Origin of the sequence: Microbacterium sp. RU33B (assembly GCF_900155915.1) — a bacterium.
In the GTDB taxonomy this organism is placed as follows: domain Bacteria; phylum Actinomycetota; class Actinomycetes; order Actinomycetales; family Microbacteriaceae; genus Microbacterium.
The window spans coordinates 1,795,081-1,818,436 of record NZ_FTPO01000001.1 but is presented as its reverse complement, the minus strand read 5'-3'; the positions used below and the strand labels follow the sequence as shown (position 1 = coordinate 1,818,436).

Annotated in this window: 24 protein-coding genes; 19 read left to right on the top strand and 5 right to left on the bottom strand. The window is 70.2% G+C overall.

Annotation, left to right across the window (positions count from 1 at the left end):
• Positions 1-10: 10 nt before the first annotated feature.
• Positions 11-964, top strand: coding sequence for a hypothetical protein (locus B0B14_RS08865; protein ID WP_076681036.1), 954 nt, complete (start codon positions 11-13; stop codon positions 962-964).
• A gap of 12 nt (positions 965-976) precedes the next feature.
• Here the strand turns inward: B0B14_RS08865 and B0B14_RS08860 are convergent, their stop codons facing one another.
• The 3 genes from B0B14_RS08860 to B0B14_RS08850 all read right to left on the bottom strand — a co-directional run bounded on the left by B0B14_RS08860 (position 977) and on the right by B0B14_RS08850 (position 2,916).
• Entirely contained in the window at positions 977-1,879 is a 903-nt protein-coding gene (locus B0B14_RS08860) for a TIGR01777 family oxidoreductase (RefSeq protein WP_076681035.1), read from the bottom strand.
• A gap of 15 nt (positions 1,880-1,894) precedes the next feature.
• Positions 1,895-2,320 (bottom strand): OsmC family peroxiredoxin, encoded by a 426-nt coding sequence (locus B0B14_RS08855; protein ID WP_076681034.1) that lies wholly within the window; start codon positions 2,318-2,320, stop codon positions 1,895-1,897.
• A 152-nt stretch (positions 2,321-2,472) separates the two neighbouring features.
• Complete coding sequence (locus tag B0B14_RS08850) at positions 2,473-2,916, bottom strand: TlpA family protein disulfide reductase (protein ID WP_076681033.1); 444 nt, start codon at positions 2,914-2,916, stop codon at positions 2,473-2,475.
• A 115-nt stretch (positions 2,917-3,031) separates the two neighbouring features.
• On the opposite strand from B0B14_RS08850, the gene B0B14_RS08845 reads away from it, so the two are divergent.
• The 17 genes from B0B14_RS08845 to dapF all read left to right on the top strand — a co-directional run bounded on the left by B0B14_RS08845 (position 3,032) and on the right by dapF (position 19,030).
• The gene (locus B0B14_RS08845; RefSeq protein ID WP_179085278.1) at positions 3,032-3,841 is read left to right on the top strand and encodes a thymidylate synthase; all 810 of its coding nucleotides are present in this window, start codon (positions 3,032-3,034) and stop codon (positions 3,839-3,841) included.
• Entirely contained in the window at positions 3,838-4,338 is a 501-nt protein-coding gene (locus tag B0B14_RS08840) for a dihydrofolate reductase (RefSeq protein WP_076681031.1), read from the top strand. The genes B0B14_RS08845 and B0B14_RS08840 overlap by 4 nt, the downstream gene beginning before the upstream one ends.
• Positions 4,339-4,348: 10 nt before the next feature.
• On the top strand, positions 4,349-5,110 hold the full coding sequence (locus B0B14_RS08835; RefSeq protein WP_076681030.1) for an SDR family NAD(P)-dependent oxidoreductase: 762 nt from the start codon (positions 4,349-4,351) through the stop codon (positions 5,108-5,110).
• 58 nt (positions 5,111-5,168) lie between these two features.
• Positions 5,169-6,146, top strand: coding sequence for a 4-hydroxy-tetrahydrodipicolinate synthase (gene dapA / locus B0B14_RS08830; protein WP_076681029.1), 978 nt, complete (start codon positions 5,169-5,171; stop codon positions 6,144-6,146).
• Positions 6,147-6,203: 57 nt separating this feature from the next.
• A complete protein-coding gene (locus tag B0B14_RS08825) occupies positions 6,204-7,880 on the top strand; it encodes a ribonuclease J (RefSeq protein WP_076681028.1) in 1,677 nt (558 codons plus the stop codon).
• Positions 7,881-7,903: 23 nt separating this feature from the next.
• Positions 7,904-8,398 (top strand): GNAT family N-acetyltransferase, encoded by a 495-nt coding sequence (locus B0B14_RS08820; RefSeq protein WP_076681027.1) that lies wholly within the window; start codon positions 7,904-7,906, stop codon positions 8,396-8,398.
• Positions 8,399-8,510: 112 nt separating this feature from the next.
• Positions 8,511-11,192 (top strand): FtsK/SpoIIIE family DNA translocase, encoded by a 2,682-nt coding sequence (locus B0B14_RS08815; RefSeq protein WP_076681026.1) that lies wholly within the window; start codon positions 8,511-8,513, stop codon positions 11,190-11,192.
• A gap of 50 nt (positions 11,193-11,242) precedes the next feature.
• Positions 11,243-11,818 carry a CDP-diacylglycerol--glycerol-3-phosphate 3-phosphatidyltransferase gene (pgsA, locus tag B0B14_RS08810; protein WP_076681025.1) on the top strand — a complete coding sequence of 192 codons (576 nt, stop codon included), beginning with the start codon at positions 11,243-11,245 and terminating at the stop codon, positions 11,816-11,818.
• Positions 11,815-12,411 (top strand): CinA family protein, encoded by a 597-nt coding sequence (locus B0B14_RS08805; RefSeq protein ID WP_083710415.1) that lies wholly within the window; start codon positions 11,815-11,817, stop codon positions 12,409-12,411. Before pgsA ends, B0B14_RS08805 begins: the two co-directional genes overlap by 4 nt.
• Positions 12,412-12,570: 159 nt before the next feature.
• Positions 12,571-12,879 carry a helix-turn-helix domain-containing protein gene (locus B0B14_RS08800; protein WP_076681024.1) on the top strand — a complete coding sequence of 103 codons (309 nt, stop codon included), beginning with the start codon at positions 12,571-12,573 and terminating at the stop codon, positions 12,877-12,879.
• 4 nt (positions 12,880-12,883) lie between these two features.
• Entirely contained in the window at positions 12,884-13,108 is a 225-nt protein-coding gene (locus B0B14_RS08795) for a DUF3046 domain-containing protein (protein ID WP_076681023.1), read from the top strand.
• A 290-nt stretch (positions 13,109-13,398) separates the two neighbouring features.
• Positions 13,399-14,448: a recombinase RecA gene (gene recA, locus B0B14_RS08790; RefSeq protein WP_076681022.1), complete on the top strand. Its 1,050-nt coding sequence runs from the start codon at positions 13,399-13,401 to the stop codon at positions 14,446-14,448.
• Positions 14,448-15,173, top strand: a complete 726-nt coding sequence (locus B0B14_RS08785) for a regulatory protein RecX (protein WP_076681021.1) — start codon at positions 14,448-14,450, stop codon at positions 15,171-15,173. The genes recA and B0B14_RS08785 overlap by 1 nt, the downstream gene beginning before the upstream one ends.
• 41 nt (positions 15,174-15,214) lie before the next feature.
• Positions 15,215-16,765, top strand: coding sequence for a tRNA (N6-isopentenyl adenosine(37)-C2)-methylthiotransferase MiaB (gene miaB, locus B0B14_RS08780; RefSeq protein WP_076681020.1), 1,551 nt, complete (start codon positions 15,215-15,217; stop codon positions 16,763-16,765).
• A complete protein-coding gene (gene miaA, locus B0B14_RS08775; RefSeq protein ID WP_179085277.1) occupies positions 16,762-17,694 on the top strand; it encodes a tRNA (adenosine(37)-N6)-dimethylallyltransferase MiaA in 933 nt (310 codons plus the stop codon). Before miaB ends, miaA begins: the two co-directional genes overlap by 4 nt.
• Complete coding sequence (locus tag B0B14_RS08770; RefSeq protein WP_076681019.1) at positions 17,691-18,116, top strand: GNAT family acetyltransferase; 426 nt, start codon at positions 17,691-17,693, stop codon at positions 18,114-18,116. The genes miaA and B0B14_RS08770 overlap by 4 nt, the downstream gene beginning before the upstream one ends.
• Before the next feature lie 44 nt (positions 18,117-18,160).
• The gene (gene dapF, locus B0B14_RS08765) at positions 18,161-19,030 is read left to right on the top strand and encodes a diaminopimelate epimerase (RefSeq protein WP_076681018.1); all 870 of its coding nucleotides are present in this window, start codon (positions 18,161-18,163) and stop codon (positions 19,028-19,030) included.
• A 10-nt stretch (positions 19,031-19,040) separates the two neighbouring features.
• Here dapF and B0B14_RS08760 read toward each other — a convergent pair whose 3' ends face one another.
• Positions 19,041-19,688 (bottom strand): class I SAM-dependent methyltransferase, encoded by a 648-nt coding sequence (locus B0B14_RS08760; protein ID WP_076681017.1) that lies wholly within the window; start codon positions 19,686-19,688, stop codon positions 19,041-19,043.
• 92 nt (positions 19,689-19,780) lie between these two features.
• Between B0B14_RS08760 and hflX the strand changes: the two genes are divergently transcribed.
• The gene (gene hflX / locus B0B14_RS08755) at positions 19,781-21,328 is read left to right on the top strand and encodes a GTPase HflX (RefSeq protein WP_076681016.1); all 1,548 of its coding nucleotides are present in this window, start codon (positions 19,781-19,783) and stop codon (positions 21,326-21,328) included.
• A 15-nt stretch (positions 21,329-21,343) separates the two neighbouring features.
• Here hflX and B0B14_RS08750 read toward each other — a convergent pair whose 3' ends face one another.
• Positions 21,344-23,245, bottom strand: coding sequence for a S9 family peptidase (locus B0B14_RS08750; protein WP_076681015.1), 1,902 nt, complete (start codon positions 23,243-23,245; stop codon positions 21,344-21,346).
• Between the last annotated feature and the right edge of the window lie 111 nt (positions 23,246-23,356).

Below are 23,356 nucleotides of genomic sequence, written 5' to 3'. Positions count from 1 at the left end.
AGGATGACCCATGACACGACGCACCCCCGCGGCGGTCCTCCTCTCCGTGGGCATCCTCGCCCTCGCTCTTACAGCCTGCGGCGGGCCCGCGGAGGAGACCGGCGTCGCGCAGTCCCCGATCGAGCAGTACATGTCAGCGGGTGACGGCACGCAGCTCAGCGACGCGGAGCGCAAGGAGCAGGGCGACGCGTGGCTGCTGGCCAACGAGGAACTCATCGCGGCGTGCATGAACGAGCAGGGGTTCGACTACGTTCCGCACCCCCCGACGCCGATGGGCTTCGACTTCAGCACCCTCGCCAGTCCCGATCTCGACGACCCGGAATGGGTGCAGCGCTACGGCTACGGCATCGTCCACGGACCCGAGACCGAGAGGGTCACGATCGCGGAAGACCCCAACGAGGCGATCCTCGCGAGCCTCTCTCAGCCGGAGGTCAACGCGTACTACGTGGCGCTCTCCGGCGGATCAGGGGCGTACACCGCCGACGACGTGTACATCCCGGAGAAGGGGGGCTGTCAGGGTGCTGCGCAGATCGAGCTGGACTCCCGTGACCCCCTGAGAGGAGACGAGTTCCGTCCGCTCCGCGACGCCGTCGACGACTTCTACACCTCGCTCATGACGACGACCGAGATCGCGGAGCTGGACGCACGATGGGCGGTCTGCATGGACGCAGCCGGGTTCGGCCCGTACACGCTGCAGCTGGATGCGCTCGCCGAGATCAACGCCGACCTCGTCGTGATGGCGAACGAGCGGGGCGGGAACGCGCAGGACGACCCCGAGATGGAGAAGCTCGGGGCCCGGGAGATCGAAGTCGCCCTCGCCGACCTCGCCTGCCGTGAGGAGACCGACTACCGGGCCTCGTACGACGCCGTCCGCACCACCCTCGAGGAGCGGTTCGTGGAAGACCACCTCGCCGAACTCGAGTCGTTCAAGTTCGCTGCCGAGCAGACCGGCGTCGCCGACTGACGACCCGCCGGGCTAGCGGCGGGCCGGCACCGCGGCGGCGACGGCCGCCTCGACCGTCGGATGGTCGAACGCGAATCCGGATGCCTCGAGCACTCGGGGTGCCACGTCCGCGTCGCTCGTCAGGATCGCCTCCGTCGCGTCGCTGCCGAGTGCGAGCTTCATTCCCCAGACGGGAGCCCGCACGACGAAGGGGCGGTTGAGGCGCACGGCGAGGGCGAAGCCGAGGTCGTTCGCGGTCGCCCGTGTCGGGCCCGTGAGGTTCACCGGGCCGGCGATGTCGGAGTCGATGACGTGCCGGATGGCGCGCACCTCATCCTCCAGCGAGATCCAGGGCCACACCTGGGTGCCTCGCCCGATCGGTCCCGAGACTCCCGCCTTGGTCAGGAGGATGAGCGGCTTGAGCACCCCGCCGACGTGCACGATCGGCGCGGTGCGCAGCAGTGCGACGCGCGTCGTGGAGGCGGCGGAGAGCGCCGCGGCCTCCCACTCGCCGCACAGATCGGCGAGGAAGGACTCGCCGCGCGGCGACGCCTCGTCGAGCTTCACTCCCGGCGCCGAACCGTAGTAGCCCACGGCCGACGCCGAAACGAAGGCCGGGGCATCCGCTCCCAGCGCGGTGATCGCGGCCGACAGCGTGCGGGTGGGGGAGACGCGCGACCACAGGAGCGTGCTCTTGTACTTCGGCGTCCACGGGAAACGGCCGATGCTGGCCCCGCTCAGGCCGACGACGGCGTCCGCGCCCGCGAGCACGCCGGGATCGAGGGCGCGATAGCCCGGGTCCCATTCGACCTCGTCCGGCGACTGCGCCGGACGACGGACGAGGCGCGTGACGTCCACGCCGTCACGGCGCAGGCTGTCGGTCAGGGCTGTGCCGATGAGGCCGGATGCCCCCGAGATGACGACGCGGCGTGGCATCCGATGCTCCCGCCGTCAGGCGAGCGATGCCTCGAGGGTGATCTCGATGCCCGTGAGGGCCTGCGAGACGGGGCAGCCGTCCTTGGCCCCTGCGGCGATCCGCGCGAAGTCCTCCGCGCTGAGCCCCGGCACGACGGCCTCGACGTTGAGGTGGCTGCCCGAGATGCCCTTGCCGGGCACGAAGGTGACGGATGCCGTGGTCTCCACGCTCGTCGGCGGAGTGCCGTTCTCGGCGAGGGCGTGGGCGAGGGCCATGCTGAAGCACGACGAGTGCGCCGCGGCGAGGAGCTCCTCGGGAGTCGTCACCGACGTGGATCCCTCGGCGCGAGCCTTCCAGTTCACGGCGAACGGCCCCTGGTTGGAGGTCTCCAGGGCGATCTCGCCGGAGCCCTCGAAGAGGCTTCCCTTCCACGACGTGCTGGCTTCGCTCGTGACGCTCATGCTGACTCCTTCTCGTTCCGCGCGCCGGAGGAGCGCACGCGACTCAGCCTAACGAGCGCACGGGGGTGCGGGGAGGGGTTGACACGACCTCGTGGCGCGCCGGTCGACGGATGCCTGGGAGGCCGTGGCCCGGGATCGTTCCGAGAGCGCGCTCAGGCGCGAGCAGGCTCGGCCTCGGACAGCAGGCGGGCGAGTTCGAGCTCGACCACCCCGCGGCTCGGGGCGCCGCCGAAGCGGGTCTGGATCACGCCGGACTTGTCGAGGATGAGCGTGGTCGGCGTCTGCATCACGTGGAAGTGCTTGGCGATGTCGGGGCGGTGGGTCACATCGATGTCGAGGTGGCGGACGCCCTCGTATCCCTCTGCCAGTGCCGACAGGGTGCGGTGCACGCCGGGGCAGCGCGAGCAGAGCTCGGTGCTGAACTGCAGGAGTGTCGCCGTCTCGCCGAGGGAGTCGGCGCCGAGGCGGGCGGGCTCCACGACTTCGTGCGCGATATGGCGCTGCGGGCGGTTCTGTCTCCACTGCAGGAAGACGCCGAGTGCGACCGTCACCACGAGGAGTGCGGTGAGGCCGATGAGGGCGCTGGCAAGGGTCACAACTCCCCAGGATAACTAATTTCTCCTGAACGGGCGCCGAATCCGTCATGATCGCCCGGGCAGCCCCCGCGCGCGGCCGCCCTCCGGCGGCACCGGCGCCGGTATCGTGGCACGCGTGACGCTTGCGATCCCGACCCCGTATGAAGACCTCCTGCGCGACGTGCTCGACCACGGCGTCCACAAGGACGATCGCACGGGAACGGGCACGCGCAGCAGTTTCGGCCGACAGCTCCGCTTCGATCTGTCGCAGGGGTTCCCCCTCATCACGACCAAGCGCGTTCACTTCAAGTCGATCGCGTACGAGCTGCTGTGGTTCCTCCGCGGAGAATCGAACGTTCGGTGGCTTCAGGAGAACGGCGTCACGATCTGGGACGAGTGGGCGGATGCGTCCGGCGAGCTCGGCCCCGTATACGGGGTGCAGTGGCGCTCCTGGCCGGCGCCGGGAGGGCAGCACATCGACCAGATCTCGCAGGTCGTCGAGCAGATCCGCACCAATCCCGACTCGCGCCGCCTGATCGTGTCGGCGTGGAATCCCGCCGACATCCCCGACATGGCCCTCGCGCCGTGCCACGCGCTCTTCCAGTTCTACGTCGCCGACGGACGCCTGTCGTGCCAGCTCTACCAGCGCAGCGCCGACCTCTTCCTCGGCGTCCCCTTCAACATCGCCTCCTACGCTCTGCTGACGCTCATGGTCGCCCAGCAGACCGGGCTCGAGCCGGGCGACTTCGTGTGGACCGGCGGCGACTGCCACATCTACGACAATCACGTCGAACAGGTGCGCGAGCAGCTCACGCGTGAGCCCTACCCGTATCCGACGCTGTCGTTCGCCCGGAAGCCGGATTCGATCTTCGACTACGCCTACGACGACTTCGTCGTCGAGGACTACCGGCACCACCCGGCGATCCGCGGAGCGGTCGCGGTATGACGACGCCCGTCGGCCTCGTGTGGGCCGAGGCGTCCGGGGGTGTCATCGGGGCGGACGGCGGGATGCCGTGGCACGTGCCCGAAGACCTGGCGCACTTCAAGTCGCTCACGATGGGCGAGCCCGTGGTGATGGGCCGGCGCACGTGGGAGTCGTTCCCCGACCGGTTCCGCCCGCTCCCCGGTCGCCGCAACATCGTCGTGACGCGGCGGTCCGACTGGTCGGCCGACGGCGCCGAGCGCGCGTCGTCGCTGGCCGAGGCGCTCGAGCTCGCCAGGGCGACCGCGCCCGATCGCGTCTGGGTGATCGGCGGCGGCGCGCTCTTCCGCGAGGCGATGGCGATCGCCGACCGTCTCGAGGTGACCGAGCTCGACCTGGTCGTCGACGGCGACACGTTCGCGCCCGACCGCTCGGCCTGGGACATCGCCGACGAGGGCGCGTGGGCGACCTCGCGCACCGGCATCCGGTACCGGTTCCTGAGGCTCACGCGTCCCGCCTAGGCTGGCACGCATGACCACGGCCCTCATCACCGGAGCGAGCTCGGGCCTCGGAGCCGAGTACGCCGCGCAGCTCGCGAAGCGCGGCGCCGACCTCGTCCTCGTCGCCCGTGACGAAGACGCGCTCGAACGCCTCGCGAGCTCGCTGCGCGCCGCGCACGGCGTATCGGTCGAGGTGCTCGCCGCCGATCTGCTCAAGCCCCGCCAGCGCGCCAAGGTCGAGCGGCGCCTCGCCGATCCTGCGCGGCCCGTCGCCGTGCTCGTGAACAACGCGGGATTCGGGCTGCCGCTCGCGTTCGAGACCAACGACGTCGAGTCCGAGGTCGCGCATCTCCAGCTGCACGTGGAGGTGTCGATGCGGCTCATTCACGCCGCACTGGGCCCGATGCTCGCTCGCGGCAGCGGCCGCATCCTGAACGTGGCATCCGTCGCGGGCTTCCTGCCGCGCTCGACCTACGGCGCCTGCAAGCAGTGGCTCATCTCCTTCAGCCGCTGGGCCAACGTCGCCTACACGCCGCGCGGAGTGACGGTCACCGCCGTGTGCCCCGGCTTCACGCACACCAACTTCCACGAGCGCATGGGACTCGCGCCCGGCAACGAGGGCATCGCCGACTGCATGTGGCTCGATGCGCGCGACGTGGTCGCCGAGTCGCTGCGCGACGCCGCCCGCGGGGCGAGCGTCTCCGTGCCGTCGTTGCGCTATAAGGCCATCCGCCGCCTGGTGGCGTTCCTGCCCGACTCCGTCACGGCGACCCTCGGCGGTCGCGGTCGCTGACCCTGCGCGCGCCGATCCGCGGCCACGCGGCATCCGGGCGAACCGATACCCTGAAGGAATGACGCACCCCGGCAATCCCTTCGGCCAGGTCCTCGTCGCGCTCCTCACTCCGATGGCTGCCGACGGCGAGGTCGATTGGCCCGCCGTCGAGAAGCACATCGACGACGTCATCACCGCCGGTGCCGACGGCATCGTCGTGACGGGCACCACGGGCGAGACCAGCACGCTGACGGATGCCGAGAAGATCCGCCTCGTCGAGGTCGGCAAGGATGTCGCGGCCGGCCGCGCCAAGATCATCACCGGTGGCGGCTCGAACGAGACCGCGCACGCGATCGAGCTCTACAAGGCCAGTGAGAAAGCCGGCGCCGACGGCATCATGATCGTCACGCCGTACTACAACAAGCCGACCCAGGCGGGCATCCTCACGCACTTCCGGCTCGTGGCCGATGCGACCGACCTCCCCGTCATCCTGTACGACATCCCGGGGCGCACGGGTGTGCCCATCCGCTACGAGACGATCCTGCGGCTCGCCAAGCACCCGAACATCCTCGCGATCAAAGACGCCAAGGGCGACTTCTCCGAGGTCAGCCGTGTGCTCAATCAGACCGATCTCATGTACTTCTCCGGCGACGACGCCAATGTCCTGCCGCACCTCGCGATCGGGGCGACCGGCCTCATCGGCGTCACCGCGAACGTCGCCGCCCAGCCGTACCGGGTCATCGTCGACGCCGTCAACGCGGGCGACCTGAAGGCCGCGACCGCGGCGCACCAGCAGCTCGAGCCGCTCGTCCGCGCCGTCATGACCCACGTCCCGGGCACGGTCGCGGCGAAGTACATCCTGCACGGTCTGGGCCGCATCGGCAGCCCGCGCGTGCGGCTGCCGCTCGTGGGTCCCGAGGAGTGGGAAGCGGCCAAGATCGAAGACGAGCTCGCCCTCGTGAAGGACGTTCCGGGCGCCGACTTCTCCAACTTCCGTCCCGACCGCAACGCCGCCGCCGGCGGCGCGCTGCCGAAGGTGTCGGGCACCACGCGATGAACAAGCCGCCCGCGATGGGCGCACAGGGATGCACGGCATCCTGAGGAAAGGCGACTGATGGCCACGAACGTGTACGACCCGCCCGCACTCGAGCAGGGGACGCTGCGCGTCACCCCGCTCGGCGGACTCGGCGAGGTCGGCCGCAACATGACCGTGTTCGAGTACGAGGGCAAGCTGCTCGTCGTCGACTGCGGAGTGCTGTTCCCCGAAGAGCACCAGCCGGGGGTCGACCTGATCCTCCCGGACTTCGAGCCGATCAAGGGGCGCCTCGACGACATCGTCGCGATCGTGCTGACCCACGGACACGAAGACCACATCGGCGCCGTGCCGTACCTGCTCAAGCTCAAGTCCGACATCCCCATCGTGGGATCAGGGCTCACGCTGGCGCTGATCGAGGCCAAGCTCAAGGAGCACCGCATCAAGCCCTTCACGCTCACCGTGAAGGAAGGGGATGTCGAGAAGCTCGGTCCGTTCGAGTGCGAGTTCGTGGCGGTCAACCACTCGATCCCCGATGCGCTCGCCGTCGCGATCCGCACGCCCGCCGGCATGGTGCTGGCCACCGGCGACTTCAAGATGGACCAGCTGCCGCTGGACGGCCGGCTCACCGACCTCCGGGCGTTCTCGCGGCTCGGTGAGGAGGGGATCGACCTCTTCCTCGTCGACTCCACCAATGCCGACGTGCCCGGCTTCACGCCGCTCGAGCGCGAGATCGGACCGGTGCTCGACCAGGTGATCGGGCGCGCGCCGCGCCGCGTGATCGTGGCGAGCTTCTCGAGCCACGTGCACCGCGTGCAGCAGGTGCTGGATGCCGCGGCCGCCCACGGGCGCCGTGTCGCGCTCCTGGGCCGCAGCATGGTGCGCAACATGACGATCGCCGAGACGCTCGGGTACCTCAAGGTGCCCGAGGGCGTGCTCATCGACTACAAGAAGGCGCGGGATCTTCCCGACGACCGGATCGTCTACATGTCGACGGGTTCGCAGGGCGAGCCGATGGCCGTGCTCAGCCGCATGGCGAACAACGACCACGAGATCGAGCCGGGTCCGGGCGACACGATCATCCTCGCCTCGAGCCAGATCCCCGGCAACGAGAACGCCATCTACCGCGTCATCGACGGGCTGACCAAGCTCGGCGCCAACGTCGTGCACAAGGGCAACGCCAAGGTGCACGTCTCCGGCCACGCTGCGGCGGGGGAGCTCCTCTACTGCTACAACATCCTCAAGCCGAAGAACGTGCTGCCGGTGCACGGCGAGTACCGCCACCTGATGGCGAATGCCAAGCTCGCCCAGGCCACCGGGATCTCGCCCGAGCGCACGATCCTCGGCGAGAACGGCACGGTCATCGACCTCAAGGGCGGCGACGCCAAGGTCGTCGGCCAGCTCGACCTCGGCTTCGTCTACGTCGACGGCTCCTCGGTCGGCGAGATCACCGACGCCGATCTCAAGGACCGCCGGATCCTGGGGGAGGAGGGCTTCATCTCCGTCATCGTTGTGGTGGATGCCGCCACCGGCCGGGTGATCTCGGGTCCCGAGATCCACGCCCGCGGATTCGCCGAGGACGACTCGGTGTTCGACGCCGTCAAGCCCAAGATCGCCGCGGCGCTCGCCGACGCCGCCCAGTCGGGCGTGCGCGACTCGCACGCGCTGGCGCAGGTGGTGCGACGCACGATCGGCCGCTGGGTGAACCAGTCGCTGCGCCGTCGTCCGATGATCATCCCGCTCGTCATCGAGGCGTAACACCCCGCGCCTAGACTGCCTGCATGCCGCAGACCTTCACCGTGCGCCCCGCGGGGCAGGCCGACGGGTCGTTCCTCGGCGACATGGTCGTGGAGGCGGCGAACTGGAGCCAGGGTGGTGTGCGCCCTCGACACGAGGTGCTCACCCACCCGGACCACAGTCGGTACGTCTCGGGATGGATGCGTTCGAGCGACGCGGGCTTCGTGGCCCTCGACGCGCACGGCGAGCCGGTGGGCGCCGCGTGGTACCGGATGTTCCCGCGCACCGATCCGGGCTTCGCGTACGTCGGCACGGGGGTGCCCGAGCTGATCATCGGCGTACGGCCGATCTGGCGCGCGCACGGCGTGGGTCGCGCGCTCCTGCAGAGCCTGTGCGACCACGCGCGGGCGCAGGGGTTCGCCCGACTCAGCCTGAGCGTCGAGCGGGGCAACTTCGCCGTGAGCCTGTACCGCAGCGAGGGCTTCGCCGTGACCCAGCCCGGTCACGGCCGCGACACGATGGTCAAGCGTCTGCGCTGACCGCACGACCGCGTCACGCCGGTCCCTGAGCATGTGGACGGGCAGTCCCCGAGCTAGTCGAAGGGTCGCGTCGTTCCGGGGGTTTGCCGCCTGCGGGACGTACCGTGGGGGGATGGCCAGGACCTCCAGCCCGACCACACGTGGTCGTGCGCCCGCGAAGGGCTCTTCGTCGCGCGCGCAGAAGTCCGCGCCCGCACCCAAGCGCTACGTCGGCGAGACGGAGAAGCCGCCCGTCGTCGTGCGCATGTGGATGGGCCTCGCCCACGCCACCGGCGGACTGTTCCGCGCGTTCGGTCCGGAGACGCTCGAGAAGGACCAGCGTCGCGACGGACTGCCGTTCCTGCTCGTCCTGCTCGCGATCGCCGGCGCCGTCGTGGAGTGGTTCTTCGTCGGCGACGAGATCGCGAAGAACATCAGCGCCTACACCGCCGGCGGCCTCGTCGGGCGGGTCGCATTCGTCCTCCCCGTGCTCCTGGTGCTCCTCGCCGGATGGCTGTTCCGGCATCCGTCGTCGGTGCACGACAACGGCCGCATCGGCATCGGGTTCGCGCTGTTCCTCCTCACCGTCGCCGGCTACTGCCACATCGGCGGGGGTCGCCCGCAGCCCCGTCAGGGGCTCCCGGCGCTCAGCGAGGCCGGCGGCGTCCTCGGGTGGATGGTGGCCGAGCCGCTCGCGCTGCTGCTGACGGATGTCGGCGCGTGCATCGTGCTGGCCGTCGTGACGGCCCTCAGCATCCTGATCCTCACCAAGACGCCGCCGAACCGCATCGGCCAGCGACTCGGCGACCTCTACGCGTGGATGTTCGGCGCGGAGCGCGTCGACCCGGCCGACGGTCCCGCTTTCTCGCAGGATGCCGCCGCAGCGGCCACCGACCCCTCGATCCCGTGGTGGCGACGCAACAAGACGGGCCGTGAAGAAGACCCCGACGGCGGCATCGGTTCGCAGGATCTCACCGAGCTCCTGCCCGTCGGCTCCTCCCAGGGAGGATTCGAGCAGGCGATCGTGCCGCCCGTGCGTTCGCTCCCACCCGTGCCGGCGTTCACCCCCGACTCCGTCACCGAGGTCATCGACCCGGCGGTGCTGGCGGGTGCGGTGAAGGCCGACAAGAAGGCGCAGACGAGTCTGCGCGACGACGACCCGACCGAGGACGGCGTGCTGCCCGGTCTCGACGGCATCGGGATCGACGCCCGCACCTCCACGCCGTCCACGCCCTACCGGCTGCCGTCCGTGGACGCCCTGGCGGCCGGATCGCCGCACAAGGCCCGTTCGCAGGCCAACGACGACATCGTGCGCGCCGTCACGAGCGTGCTGCAGCAGTTCTCCGTCGACGCACGCGTCACGGGCTTCTCGCGCGGTCCGACCGTCACGCAGTACGAGATCGAGCTCGGTCCTGGTGTGAAGGTCGAGCGCATCACGGCGCTCACGAACAACATCTCGTACGCCGTCGCGTCCAACGAGGTGCGGATCCTCGCCCCGATCCCGGGGAAGAGCGCGATCGGCGTCGAGATTCCGAACACCGACCGCGAGATCGTGACCCTCGGCGACGTGCTGCGCTCGGGCGCGGCCACGTCGCAGACCCACCCGATGACGATCGGCGTGGGTAAGGACGTCGGCGGCGGCTACGTGGTCGCCAACCTCGCGAAGATGCCGCACCTCCTGGTGGCGGGCTCGACGGGCTCGGGAAAGTCCAGCTTCGTCAACTCGATGATCACGAGCGTGCTGATGCGGGCGCAGCCCTCCGAAGTGCGCATGGTGCTCATCGACCCCAAGCGCGTCGAGCTGACGTCGTACGCGGGCGTCCCGCACCTGATCACACCCATCATCACGAACCCCAAGAAGGCCGCGGAAGCGCTGCAGTGGGTCGTGAAGGAGATGGACATGCGGTACGACGACCTCGCGTCGTTCGGATTCCGTCACATCGACGACTTCAACAAGGCCGTCGTCGACGGGTCGATCACCCTGCCTCCCGGCAGCGAGCGCGTGCTGAAGCCCTATCCGTACCTCCTGGTGGTGGTCGACGAGCTCGCCGACCTCATGATGGTCGCTCCCCGCGACGTCGAGGACTCGATCGTGCGCATCACCCAGCTCGCCCGGGCGAGCGGCATCCACCTCGTCCTCGCGACCCAGCGTCCCTCCGTCGACGTGGTCACGGGCCTCATCAAGGCGAATGTGCCGTCCCGGCTCGCATTCGCCGTCACGAGCGTGACCGACTCGCGCGTCATCCTCGACCAGCCCGGAGCCGACCGCCTCATCGGGCAGGGCGACGCCCTGTTCCTCCCCATGGGCGCTTCCAAGGCGCTCCGCGTCCAGGGCGCCTGGGTCAGCGAGGAGGAGATCGAGAAGGTCGTCAAGCACGTCACCCGGCAGGCACGGCCGGAGTATCGCGACGATGTCGCCGCCGTGGCCGAGAAGAAGGAGATCGACGCCGACATCGGCGACGATCTCGACCTGCTCCTCGCCGCCGCCGAGCAGATCATCTCGACGCAGTTCGGCTCGACCTCGATGCTCCAGCGCAAGCTCCGCGTCGGATTCGCGAAGGCCGGACGCCTCATGGACCTCCTCGAGTCCCGCGAGATCGTCGGTCCGTCCGAGGGCTCGAAGGCCCGCGACGTGCTCGTGATGGCCGAGCAGCTGCCGGCCGTCCTGGCGCGCCTGCGCGGAGAGGATGCCCCGCACGCGGCGCCCTCCTCCGTCGACTACGGGCCGGATGCCGTGGACTCCCAGTTCGACGGCCTCCCGGTCGTCGAGGCGGAGGGCGACGAGGACGCCTGGGGCCTCACGGGGCGCGACTGATCGTGGCGCACCGCATGATCGCCGACGCCGTCACCGGCTAGGCTCGCACCGTGGCCGTCCCCCGTCAGCTGCCGAACGCGATCACCATCGCGCGCATCCTCTGCGCGCCCGTCTTCGTGTGGATGCTGCTCGCCGACGACGGAGCCGACGGCCCGCTGAGGTGGTGGGCTGCCGCCCTGTTCATCGTCGCGATCGCGACCGACGGCGTCGACGGGTGGATCGCCCGCAAGTACGAGATCGTCACGGATCTCGGCAAGCTGCTCGACCCGATCGCCGACAAGGTGCTCACCGGATCCGCGTTCGTCGGACTGTCGATCCTGGGCGAGCTCCCGTGGTGGATCACGATCGTCGTGCTCGTGCGCGAGATCGGCATCACGGTCTACCGCTTCGTCGTCGTGAGCGACCACGTGCTGGCCGCCGCCTGGATGGGCAAGCTGAAGACCGTGGCGCAGGCGCTCGCCCTCTCGCTCGCGCTCCTGCCGCTGTGGACCCTCGTCGGCGAGTGGATCTTCTGGGTCAACGGCGTCACCATGGCGATCGCCGTCGTGCTCACGATCGCCAGCGGCATCGACTACATCGCCAGCGAAGCGCGCGCGGCGCGGGCTCGGCGCACCGGCACGGCATGAGCCCGCTCAAGCCGCCGCCGACGGGACTCCCCGACGACGCCGAGATCACGCAGCCCAGCACACGGCGCACGGATGCCGAATTGCTGCGACGCCGCGCGCAGCCCGCTGAGGTCAGCGGATCCGACGCGGAGAGGCTGCTGGCGCGGCTGCGCGAGCTGGACTGGACGATCGGGGTCGCCGAATCGCTCACCGGAGGACTCGTGGTTTCGTCGCTCGTCGCCGTTCCCGGCGCCTCGGAGGTCGTGCGCGGCGGTGTCGTCGCGTACGCGACCGATCTCAAGCACACGGTCCTGGGGGTCGACGAGGCCCTCCTCGACGCACACGGGCCCGTGAACCCGCGGGTCGCCCGTCAGATGGCGGAGGGGGTCCGCATCCGCCTCGGCAGCGCGGGGGACCCGTGCGACGTCGGCATCGCGACGACCGGTATCGCCGGGCCCGACTCCCCGGACGGTCAGCCGGTGGGCACCGTGCACCTCGCCGTGGCGACGGCCCTCGGCACGCGCGTCGAGTCGCTGGAGCTGTCGGGGTCGCGTGAGGAGATCCGCGCGGAGTCGGTGCGCCGGGCGCTGCTGCTCGCCATCGACGCGCTGTGATCGGGGAGCGGACTGGTGGAATAGACGGTGTTTCGCGTCGGTTACATTCGGCGATTCCCACCCATTCCACAGCGCACGGGATTAGATTGACCTCACACCGTGTTGTACTGTTGTCCACCCGGACAGCGGGTGGGAATCACATGTGAGGAGGGGGACCCCATGATTCTGGTCAGACAAGAGATCGGCGATGTCCTGCGTGATCTGCGTCAGCAGAAGGGTCGCACTCTCCGTCAGGTGGCGAGCCGCGCGAGTGTCGCGCTGGGCTACCTGAGCGAAGTGGAGCGCGGTCAGAAAGAGGCCTCGAGCGAGATCCTCGCCTCCGTCGCAGAAGCTCTCGACGTTCCCATCTCGGTGATCATGCGCGAGGTCGGCGATCGCATCTCCGTGCTCGAAGGCATGCAGTCCTTCCCCGACGTCGTCCCCGACGACCTCGTCGCCTCGGTCGACGCCGAACTCTCGCTGCGCTGACCTGTTGCGTCGAACGGAATTCCACCGCGCCGTATCCGATGAGTTCGGCGCGCGCGGAGACTCACTCGTCGCCGACCTCATCCTGCCCGGCCTCGGTGGTCGCACCGCGGGCGAGGCGCTGGCGGCTGGCGTCGCGCCCCGCGAGATCTGGTTCGCGCTGTGCGATGCGACCGAGGTTCCGTCCGAGCGTCGGTACGGCGCCGGACGACTCGAGCCGCGTCGCCGCTGAGTCCGCATTCCGGATGCCGGATCGCGGCGTGTCGTCGAATATCTGTTCGACAGCCGCGTAGGCTCCTGCACAGCTGGAGTCGAAAGACATCGGTGCACAGGATCGAGCGGGGCCGCTCCGGATGTCGGAACCCCCTCGTAACGTGAACCGCGTCGAACGACACCACACGCCTTGTCGCAGCATCCTTCCCACCCGGGGCGGAGCGCGACAGCCTACAGGCGACGGGATCTCCGCGAGCGGCACGACGCCGACAGGCTCCGCAGACGGACAGAGTGCACAAGGAGCACGACATGCCATCACCCGCTGACCGCGAGAAGGCCCTCGAATCGGCCCTCGCCCAGATCGACCGGCAGTTCGGCAAGGGATCGGTGATGCGCCTCGGCAGCGACGACCGCGCCCCCGTCGAGGTCATCCAGACCGGTTCCATCGCCCTCGACGTCGCACTCGGCATCGGCGGACTCCCGCGCGGCCGCATCATCGAGATCTACGGCCCGGAGTCTTCGGGAAAGACCACGCTCACGCTCCATGCGATCGCCAACGCGCAGCGCGCCGGCGGCATCGCGGCGTTCATCGACGCGGAGCACGCGCTCGACCCGGATTACGCGCAGAAGCTCGGTGTCGACATCGACGCGCTCCTGGTCTCGCAGCCCGACACGGGTGAGCAGGCGCTCGAGATCGCCGACATGCTCGTGCGCTCGGGTGCCATCGACCTCGTCGTCATCGACTCCGTCGCAGCCCTCGTGCCCAAGGCCGAGATCGAGGGCGAGATGGGTGACTCGCACGTGGGTCTGCAGGCCCGTCTCATGTCGCAGGCGCTCCGCAAGCTCACGGGTGGGCTCAGCCAGACGAACACCACGATGATCTTCATCAACCAGCTGCGCGAGAAGATCGGTGTGTTCTTCGGTTCGCCCGAGACCACCGCCGGCGGCAAGGCGCTGAAGTTCTACGCCTCCGTGCGTCTCGACATCCGACGCATCGAGACGCTGAAAGACGGCACGGATGCCGTGGGCAACCGCACCCGCGTGAAGGTCGTCAAGAACAAGATGGCCCCGCCGTTCAAGCAGGCCGAGTTCGACATCCTCTACGGCGTCGGCATCTCCCGTGAAGGCAGCCTGATCGACTTCGGAGTCGAGCACGGCATCGTGAAGAAGTCGGGAGCCTGGTACACGTACGACGGCGAGCAGCTCGGTCAGGGCAAGGAGAACGCCCGCAACTTCCTGCTCAAGAACCCCGACATCGCCGCGGACATCGAGAGCAAGATCAAGGTCAAGCTCGGCATCGGCCAGCCCAAGGTGGTCGAAGCGGCGGGCGACGAGCTGGCGGCTCGCCGGCCGGCCTGATGATCGACGGCAACGGGGGCGGGCCTCACGACGACGCGTCCGGGCTCGCCCCCGTCATCCCGCTCTTCGGTGGTGCCGTTCCGGCGGCGCCACCGTCGGCCCCGCGTCGCGCCGCGGCACCTCCTGTCGATGACGCCGCCGAGGTCGCGGGCCCCTGGCATGCGAGCTGGATCGACGACGTGAGCGACATCGCCGCTCCGTCCCGACCGGGTGATGCATCCGACGACGGGGGAGCGGCGGAGGCCGATCTCGCGGAGAAGACACTCCTGCGTCGGCTGCGCGGCAAGCGGCTCTCGGAGCGCGAGGCGCGTGACGTGCTCGCCCCGTTCGATCTCGATGACAGCGGGACCGAGCGCATCGTGGCGATGTGCCTGCGCAGCGGCTACCTCGACGACGCGGCTCTCGCCGAGCAGCTCGTTCACGTCGGAATGGACCGCAAAGGGCAGGGGCGCACCGTGATCGCGCGCACGCTGGCGTCGCGAGGCATCCCGCGGGATGTGGCCGACGAGGCGCTGCTCGCCCTCCCCGACGACGACCTGGAACGCGCGCTCGACTTCGCGCGCACCAAGGCGCGGTCGATGCGGTCGCTCGATCACGACACAGCCGTGCGCCGCCTCATGGGTCAGCTCGCGCGACGGGGCTACGGCGGCTCGCTCGCCACCACCGCGGCCAAGCAGGCGCTGCTCGAAGGGGGCGTGGGCACGTCCTCCGTCCGCTTCCGCTGATCGGCTGCCATCCGGCAGACGGCTCGTAGAATGGCGGGATCATGTCTTCCCCTTCCTCTGCGCCGACGCTCATCGCACCGTCGCTCGCCGCTCACGACGCCGCAGGGAACGCGCGCACGTACGAAGTGCGCACGTTCGGCTGCCAGATGAACGTCCACGATTCCGAGCGGCTCTCGGGCTCGCTCGAGAGTGCGGGGTACGTGCGGGCCGACGAGGGCTCCGAGGCCGACGTCATCGTGATCAACACGTGCGCCGTGCGAGACAACGCCGCCGGCAAGCTCTACGGCACCCTCGGGCACTTGAAGTCGCGCAAGGACAAGCACGACGGCATGCAGATCGCCGTCGGCGGCTGTCTCGCGCAGATGGACAAGGAGGCGGTGCTCGACAAGGCGCCGTGGGTCGATGTCGTCTTCGGCACGCACAACATGGGCTCACTGCCCTCCCTGCTCGAGCGCGCGCGGCACAACGGAGAGGCCGAGCTCGAGATCCTCGAGTCCCTCGAGGTGTTCCCTTCGACGCTCCCCACGAAGCGCGACTCGGCTCACAGCGGCTGGGTGTCGATCTCGGTCGGCTGCAACAACACGTGCACGTTCTGCATCGTTCCGAGTCTGCGCGGCAAGGAGAAGGATCGTCGTCCCGGCGACATCCTGAACGAGATCCGCCTGCTCGTCGACGACGGTGCCATCGAGGTGACGCTGCTCGGGCAGAACGTCAACTCGTACGGCGTCGAGTTCGGTGACCGTCACGCGTTCGGCAAGCTTCTGCGGGCTGCGGGCGAGATTCCCGGACTCGAGCGCATCCGGTTCACGAGTCCGCACCCTGCCGCCTTCACCGACGATGTGATCGATGCGATGGCCGAGACGCCGTCCGTGATGCCGCAGCTCCACATGCCGCTGCAGTCCGGATCCGATCGCATCCTCAAGGCGATGCGCCGCTCGTACCGCAGTGAGCGGTTCCTCGGCATCCTCGACCGGGTGCGCGCCAAGATGCCCGATGCCGCGATCACGACCGACATCATCGTCGGCTTCCCGGGCGAAACCGACGAGGACTTCGAAGAGACGCTCCGGGTCGTGGAGCAGGCGCGATTCGCGAGTGCTTTCACGTTCCAGTATTCGATCCGCGAAGGCACACCCGCCGCCACGATGCCCGATCAGGTTCCCAAGCACGTCGTGCAGGAGCGCTACGAGAGGCTCATGGCGCTGCAGGAGCGCATCAGCATCGAGGAGAACCAGAAGCAGCTGGGCCGCGAGGTGCAGGTTCTGGTGTCGTCCGCGGAGGGCAAGAAGGACGCCGAGACGCACCGGCTCACGGGTCGTGCAGAAGACAACCGACTCGTGCACTTCGAGGTTCCGGCAGACTCCGGGTTGCCGCGGCCGGGCGACGTCGTCACCGTCGTCGTCACCCACGCCGCACCGTTCCACCTGCTCGCCGACGCACCCGACGGGGCTCCGTTGCGCATCCGGCGCACGCGGGCGGGCGACGCCTGGGATCGCGCACAGGCCGAATCGTGCGGCATCCCCGCCGCACCCGCAGGCGACTCCGCGCCGCGCGCCGTGTCGCTCGGACTGCCGACGCTGCGCATCGGCGTGTGACCCCGGATCCGGCCGGTCCACCCGTCCTGTGGGCGGTGGTCGGCGCCACCGGAACAGGCAAGACCGCCCTCTCGCTCGATCTCGCCGAGGCGCTGGCCGCGCGCGGACGCAGGGCCGAGATCGTGAACGCCGACGCGATGCAGCTGTACCGCGGAATGGACATCGGCACGGCCAAGCTCCCCGAGGGGGAGCGGCGCGGCATCCCCCACCATCTCTTCGACGTGCTCGAGGTCACCGACGAGGCCGCGGTCGCCTGGTATCAGGATGCCGCGCGCGCGACGATCTCCGACATCCACCGTCGCGGTGCCGATGCGATCCTCGTCGGCGGCTCGGGCCTCTACGTCTCGAGCGTGCTCTACGACTTCCGCTTCCCGCCGCGCGATGCGGATACGCGTGCCGGGCTCGAGGCCGAGCTCGACCAGCACGGACCCGGCGCACTGTTCGCGCGTCTGCGCGAGGCCGATCCCCTGACGGCCGAACGCGTCGATCCGCGCAACGGTCGGCGGATCGTGCGGGCGCTCGAAGTGCTCGCGCAGGGCTCGGAGACCCACGGTGCCGCGCTTCCGGACGCGCCGGTGCTCTGGCACGAGCCGACGCGGGTGATCGGGGTGCAGGTCGCCCGCGATGTGCTCGTGGAGCGCCTCGACGAGCGCGTCCAGGCGATGTGGCGCGACGGTCTGCTCGACGAGGTCGAGCGGCTGCGCGGCGAACGACTCGACGACGGCGTCACGGCGCGCCGCGCCATCGGGTACGCGCAGGCGCTCGCGCAGCTGTCGGGCGAGAAGACCGAAGCCGAGGCGATCGCCGAGACGCAAGCGCTGACGCGGCGCTATGCGCGCCGGCAGGTGTCGTGGTTCCGTCGCTACGCCGACATCCTGTGGGTCGATCCGGGGGCGGATGCCGCAGCTCTGGCGGAGGCGAGCCGATGACCACCGGCATCCGGACCTTCTCCATCGGCGACACCGAGGCCGTGGTCGCGCTCTGGCACGCGGCGGGCCTCACCCGGCCGTGGAACGATCCCCACCGCGACATCGAGCGCAAGCTCGCGGTGCAGCCCGAGCTCTTCCTGGTGGCAGAGGCCGACGGCGGGGTCGTCGGCTCCGTGATGGCGGGGTACGACGGGCATCGCGGGTGGCTGTACTACCTCGCGGCCGATCCGGACCACCGGGGCCGGGGGATCGGGCGCGCCCTCGTCGCCGAAGCCGAGGCGCGGCTGCTCGCGCTCGGATGTCCGAAGGTGCAGCTGATGGTGCGGCCCGACAACGCCGCAGCACGGGGCTTCTACGAGGCTCTCGGCTACGAGACGTTCGAGACCTGGAACACCGGCAAGCGGCTCATCCCCGACGGCTGACGCGCGCGCGAGCCGGCTCTCCGCGGCATCCCTACAATTGAGGGATGCCGCACATCCTCCCCTTCACGAAGGGCCACGGAACCGGCAACGACTTCGTGATCATCGCCGACCCCGACGGATCGCTTCAGCTGAGCGACGATCAGGTCGCCGTCCTCTGCGACCGGCGCTTCGGCATCGGCGCCGACGGCACGCTGCGGGTGGTGCGTTCCGCAGCGCTCCCCGAGGGCGCGAGCACGCCGGATGCCGAGTGGTTCATGGACTACCGCAACGCGGACGGCTCGGCGGCGGAGATGTGCGGCAACGGCATCCGCGTCTACGTGCGCTACCTCCTCGATGCGGGCCTCGCGTCGCTCGCGCCGGGGGAGACCCTCCTCATCGGCACCCGGGCGGGGACGAAGGCCGTCACGCTCAGCGACCTGGGCTTCGAAGTCGATCTCGGCGTCTACCGCGTCGACGACAGCGACGTCCTCGTGCGCGCCAGAGGACTCGGTCCCGCTCGCCCGGGTGTCGGCATCGACGTGGGCAATCCGCACGTCGTCGTCGCCCTGCCTTCGCACGACGACCTCGACGGCCTCGACCTCACGGTGCAGCCCGTGATCGAGCCCGTGCCGGCGCACGGCGCGAACGTCGAGTTCGTCGTCCCGGCGCCCCTGCGCCCCACGGACGCGAGTCAGGAGAGCGTCGGAGAGATCCGGATGCGCGTGTTCGAGCGCGGCGTCGGCGAGACCCTGTCGTGCGGCACGGGTGTCGCCGCGGCAGCGCTCGCGGTGCGGCACTGGGCGGGGCCGCAGGGCCCGGACCGCTGGATCGTCGAAGTCCCGGGAGGAGTGCTGGGCGTCCGCATGGTCGCCGGACGCGTCCTGCTGTCGGGGCCGGCGACCCTGGTCTACTCGGGACAGGTCTCGCTCGCCTGACCGACCGCGCTCACGCCTCGATGATGTCGATCGGCTCGCTGCGGGGCGATCCGTGCCGGCGCACTCGGAGCACGCGGAATCCGCGCGCCGTCGATGCGCGATGCACGCTGAATCCGCTCGACAGTGTCGAGGCCAGCCAGCGCTGCAGCGAATCCGAGCCGAGGTTGCGCTGCACCACGAGCCACGCGTCGCTGCGCTCGTCGAGGCGGGGGATCCAGCGCTCGAGCAGTCCGTGCAGCTCGTTCTTGCCGACGCGGATCGGCGGATTCGAACGGATCGTGCGGAACGTGATGTCGTCGGGAACATCGTCGGGCAGCGACGCGTTGACATTGTCGAGGCCCAGCGCCTCGGCGTTGCGACGCACGAGGTCGAGGGCGCGCTCGTTGACATCGACGGCCCACACCGTCGCGTGCGGCGCGTCGATCGCCAACGACAGCGCTATCGGCCCCCACCCGCACCCGAGATCGAGAAGCTGCCCGCCCGGCGGGGGCGGAGGAGTTCCGCCCAGCAGGACGGACGTTCCCGAGTCGATGTGGTCGGGGCTGAACACACCACCGGCGGTGGTCACCTCGACATCACGACCCGCGAGACGCACGCGGATGCGGCGGAGATTCTCGGGACTGGCAGGGGACGCACTGAAATAGTGGTCACTCCCCATGGCGACGAGCGTAGCGGAGGACCTCCCCAGACGGGGAGGCTAGAGTGCACGGATGAACCGCGGAAGGCGCGGAATCATCCCGAAAGGATGACATGACGGATACCACCACCCCTCAGGGCACCGACGAGTCGGCGATCGATCCGGTCGACCGGGTCCTCGCGCGCGCGCAGGCGCACTCGAACGTCCAGGGGTTCGGCGGGGTTCGCGTCTTCGGGGCCGACCTCGGCCCGGCACAGGCGATCCAGGACTCGGCGACGGCCTACGGAACCGGCAGCGACGGCGATCAGTGGGACCGGGAGGAGCGCGCTGCGCTGCGGCGCGTACCGGGTCTCTCGACCGAGCTCCAGGACGTCACCGAGGTCGAGTACCGCCAGCTGCGACTCGAGAACGTCGTCATCGTCGGCGTGCATCCGCAGGGCGCCCAGGAGGATGCCGAGAACTCGCTCCGCGAGCTCGCCGCCCTCGCCGAGACCGCGGGCGCCGTCGTGCTCGACGGCGTCCTGCAGCGCCGCCCGCATCCGGATCCCGCGACCTACGTCGGCCGCGGCAAGGCGCAGGAGCTGCGCGACATCGTCGCCGCCGTGGGCGCCGACACCGTGATCGCCGACACCGAGCTCGCGCCGAGCCAGCGGCGTGCGCTGGAGGACGTCGTGAAGGTAAAGGTCATCGACCGCACGACCGTCATCCTCGACATCTTCAGCCAGCACGCGAAGAGCCGCGAGGGCAAGGCGCAGGTCGAGCTCGCCCAGCTCGAGTACCTGCTTCCGCGCCTGCGCGGCTGGGGTGACTCGATGTCGCGGCAGGCGGGTGGACAGGTCGGTGCCGGGGGCGCCGGCATGGGCTCGCGCGGACCCGGTGAGACCAAGATCGAGCTGGACCGACGCCGGATCCGCACCAAGATGGCCCAGCTGCGCCGTCAGCTGAAGGACTTCGCTCCGGCCCGCGAGGCCAAGCGCGCGGAGCGCAAGCGCAACACGATCCCGTCGGTCGCGATCGCGGGCTACACGAACGCCGGCAAGTCGTCACTGCTGAACCGGCTGACGAGCGCCGGCGTGCTCGTCGAGAACGCCCTGTTCGCCACCCTCGACGCGACCGTTCGGCGCTCCGAGACCGCGGACGGCCGCGTGTACACGCTCACCGACACCGTCGGATTCGTACGCAACCTCCCGCACCAGCTCGTCGAGGCGTTCCGCTCGACGCTCGAAGAGGTCGGCGAGTCCGACGTCATCGTGCACGTGGTGGACGCCTCGCATCCCGACCCGTCGGCGCAGCTGAAGACGGTGCGCGACGTAATCGGCGATGTGGGTGCGCGCGACATCCACGAGATCGTCGTGTTCAACAAGGTCGATCTCGTCGACGACGACCAGCGCATGGTGCTGCGCGGGCTGGCGCCCGATGCGCTGTTCGCGTCGTCGCGGACGGGCGAGGGCATCGACGAGCTCCGCGCAGTGATCGAGGCGGCCCTGCCGCTTCCCGCCGTCGAGGTGCACGCGGTGGTTCCGTACGACCGCGGCGACCTCGTGTCGGCTGCGCACGAGACCGGGCACATCGTGGCCCAGTCCCACGTTGAGGACGGAACGGCGCTGCACGCGTTCGTATCGGAGCGTCTGGCCGCCGAGCTGGCGCCCTTCACCCGATAGCGCGGTCGCTCTCCCTCAGTCGAGGGCGAGCGGACCGACCCCGGGGGTGGCGAACCCGAACACCGCGCCGAGGAACGCGTACTCCTTCTCGATGGCGTCCACGACGCTCTCCTTGCGACGGAATCCGTGTCCTTCACCCTCGTACAGCACGTAGGAGTGCGGTACTCCGTTCGCCGCCAGAGCGTCGCGCACGGCTTCGGACTGCGACGGCGGCACGACCTGGTCGTCGGCGCCCTGGAGGATCAGGACGGGCGAGCGGAAGGCCTCGAGCCGTGAGAGCGGCGAGCGTTCGCGGTAGACGTCGGCGGCATCCGGCAACGGCCCCACGAGCCCGTCGAGGTAGCGTGCCTCGAAATCGTGCGTGTCCTCCGCCAGTCGGGTGAGGTCGGCGACGCCGTAGCGGCTGATGCCGGCGCCGAACAGATCGGTCCGCGTCAGTGCGCACAGCACCGTCCATCCTCCCGCGGAGCCGCCGGCGATGGCCAGGCGTGCGGGATCGGCCACGCCGGCGGCGGCCAGCCCCCGGGCCGCCGCGGCGACGTCGTCGACGTCCACCACGCCCCATTGCCCGCGGAGCCGCTCGCGGTACGCGCGGCCGTAGCCGCTGGAGCCGCCGTAGTTGACGTCGAGCACGCCGATCCCACGGCTCGTGAGGTACGCGATCCGGGCGGATGCGGCGCCCCCGACGTGCGCCGTCGGTCCGCCGTGCACGAAGACGACGTAGGGCGGCAGCTCATCGTCCGGTCCGCTCACGGACGGATGCGTCGGCGGATAGGCGAAGGCGTGGACGGGGCCGTGCGGACCGTCCACCTCGATCGCCCGCGGCCGAGGCATCCACTCCTCGCCGCCCGGGACCTCCCCCACGCGGACGGCCTCGACCTCGCCCGAGTCCACGTCGATGCGCCACAGGCCTCCGGGCGAGACGCTCCCGGCGCCCGAGACGAGCACCGAGCCGCCGCGGGCGTCCTCGATCACGGCGCCGGCGGCGACCGGCACGGGCAGCACGCTCAGGCTGCCCGTTTCCGGGTCGAGGAGCACGAACTCGTCCGATCCGTGCGTGCGCACCGCGACGATGCGGCCGTCGTCGAGCACGCGGTACCAGCGATCGCCCAGCACCCACAGCGGTGCGCCGGTGTCGGCATCCGCGGGGGCGACGGGCTCCGCGGTCTCGGGGGAGTCCGCCGAGGCGCGGTACAGGTTCCATCGGCCCGTGGGGTCGTCGGAGTAGACCAGCTCGCCGTCGCTCGTCCACGTGGGCTGCAGCGGCGACGACGTGCCACCGGTGATCGTCGTCCACGACCGCACGACGGAGCCCTCGAGGCGTCCGATGCGGAGCTCCGACCGGTCCCAGGCCATGTCGGGGTGGTCCCAGGCGATCCACGCGAGGCGGCTGCCGTCGGGCGAGAGTGCGGGGTGCGCGACGAAGTCGCTGCCCCCGACGAGCGCCGTCACGGTGCCGTCGAGACCGATCTCCACGATCGCGCGAGGTGGCACGGCCGAGCCGTCGTGCGTCTCGCGCACCGCGAGCAGGCGCCCCCGCTGCCACGACAGTCCACCGAAGCGCACGTCGGCCCCCTCGGGAGTGAGCGCGACGGGGGAGTCGCCCTCTCGCACCATCCACACGCGCTGATCGGTCTTCTCGACGAACACGAGCGCGCCGTCATCGGTCGCGGTCCACGATCCGCCCCCGTACTCGTGCACACGCGACCGGGCGCTCCACGGTGCGGGCAGGACGTCGACGATCCCGTCTGCGCCGCGGCGCCGCACCGCCCCGCGACCGGCCTCCTCCGCAACGGTCTCACCCCACCAGATCTCGTCGCCGACGAAGCGGGCGCCGTCCAGGCGCGGGCTGGCGGCAGAGACGGCCTCGGCGGACAGGGGCGACGGCCAGGAGCCGTAGGGCAGGATGTCGGTCACTCCTCCACGCTACGCCGGGACCACGCAGACCCCCGTGCAACAGAGCGTCACACGTCGAGCCGGCCGCGCATGCCGGGGCTAGCATGGGGGCATCACAGGGCCCGTTCGCGG

Coding starts and splice junctions, on each gene's coding strand:
- B0B14_RS08865 (WP_076681036.1), top strand. CDS start 11: ATGACACGACGCACCCCCGCGGCGGTCCTCCTCTCCGTGGGCATCCTC.
- B0B14_RS08860 (WP_076681035.1), bottom strand. CDS start 1,879: ATGCCACGCCGCGTCGTCATCTCGGGGGCATCCGGCCTCATCGGCACA.
- B0B14_RS08855 (WP_076681034.1), bottom strand. CDS start 2,320: ATGAGCGTCACGAGCGAAGCCAGCACGTCGTGGAAGGGAAGCCTCTTC.
- B0B14_RS08840 (WP_076681031.1), top strand. CDS start 3,838: ATGACGACGCCCGTCGGCCTCGTGTGGGCCGAGGCGTCCGGGGGTGTC.
- B0B14_RS08835 (WP_076681030.1), top strand. CDS start 4,349: ATGACCACGGCCCTCATCACCGGAGCGAGCTCGGGCCTCGGAGCCGAG.
- dapA (WP_076681029.1), top strand. CDS start 5,169: ATGACGCACCCCGGCAATCCCTTCGGCCAGGTCCTCGTCGCGCTCCTC.
- B0B14_RS08825 (WP_076681028.1), top strand. CDS start 6,204: ATGGCCACGAACGTGTACGACCCGCCCGCACTCGAGCAGGGGACGCTG.
- B0B14_RS08820 (WP_076681027.1), top strand. CDS start 7,904: ATGCCGCAGACCTTCACCGTGCGCCCCGCGGGGCAGGCCGACGGGTCG.
- B0B14_RS08815 (WP_076681026.1), top strand. CDS start 8,511: ATGGCCAGGACCTCCAGCCCGACCACACGTGGTCGTGCGCCCGCGAAG.
- B0B14_RS08805 (WP_083710415.1), top strand. CDS start 11,815: ATGAGCCCGCTCAAGCCGCCGCCGACGGGACTCCCCGACGACGCCGAG.
- B0B14_RS08800 (WP_076681024.1), top strand. CDS start 12,571: ATGATTCTGGTCAGACAAGAGATCGGCGATGTCCTGCGTGATCTGCGT.
- recA (WP_076681022.1), top strand. CDS start 13,399: ATGCCATCACCCGCTGACCGCGAGAAGGCCCTCGAATCGGCCCTCGCC.
- B0B14_RS08785 (WP_076681021.1), top strand. CDS start 14,448: ATGATCGACGGCAACGGGGGCGGGCCTCACGACGACGCGTCCGGGCTC.
- miaB (WP_076681020.1), top strand. CDS start 15,215: ATGTCTTCCCCTTCCTCTGCGCCGACGCTCATCGCACCGTCGCTCGCC.
- B0B14_RS08770 (WP_076681019.1), top strand. CDS start 17,691: ATGACCACCGGCATCCGGACCTTCTCCATCGGCGACACCGAGGCCGTG.
- dapF (WP_076681018.1), top strand. CDS start 18,161: ATGCCGCACATCCTCCCCTTCACGAAGGGCCACGGAACCGGCAACGAC.
- B0B14_RS08760 (WP_076681017.1), bottom strand. CDS start 19,688: ATGGGGAGTGACCACTATTTCAGTGCGTCCCCTGCCAGTCCCGAGAAT.
- hflX (WP_076681016.1), top strand. CDS start 19,781: ATGACGGATACCACCACCCCTCAGGGCACCGACGAGTCGGCGATCGAT.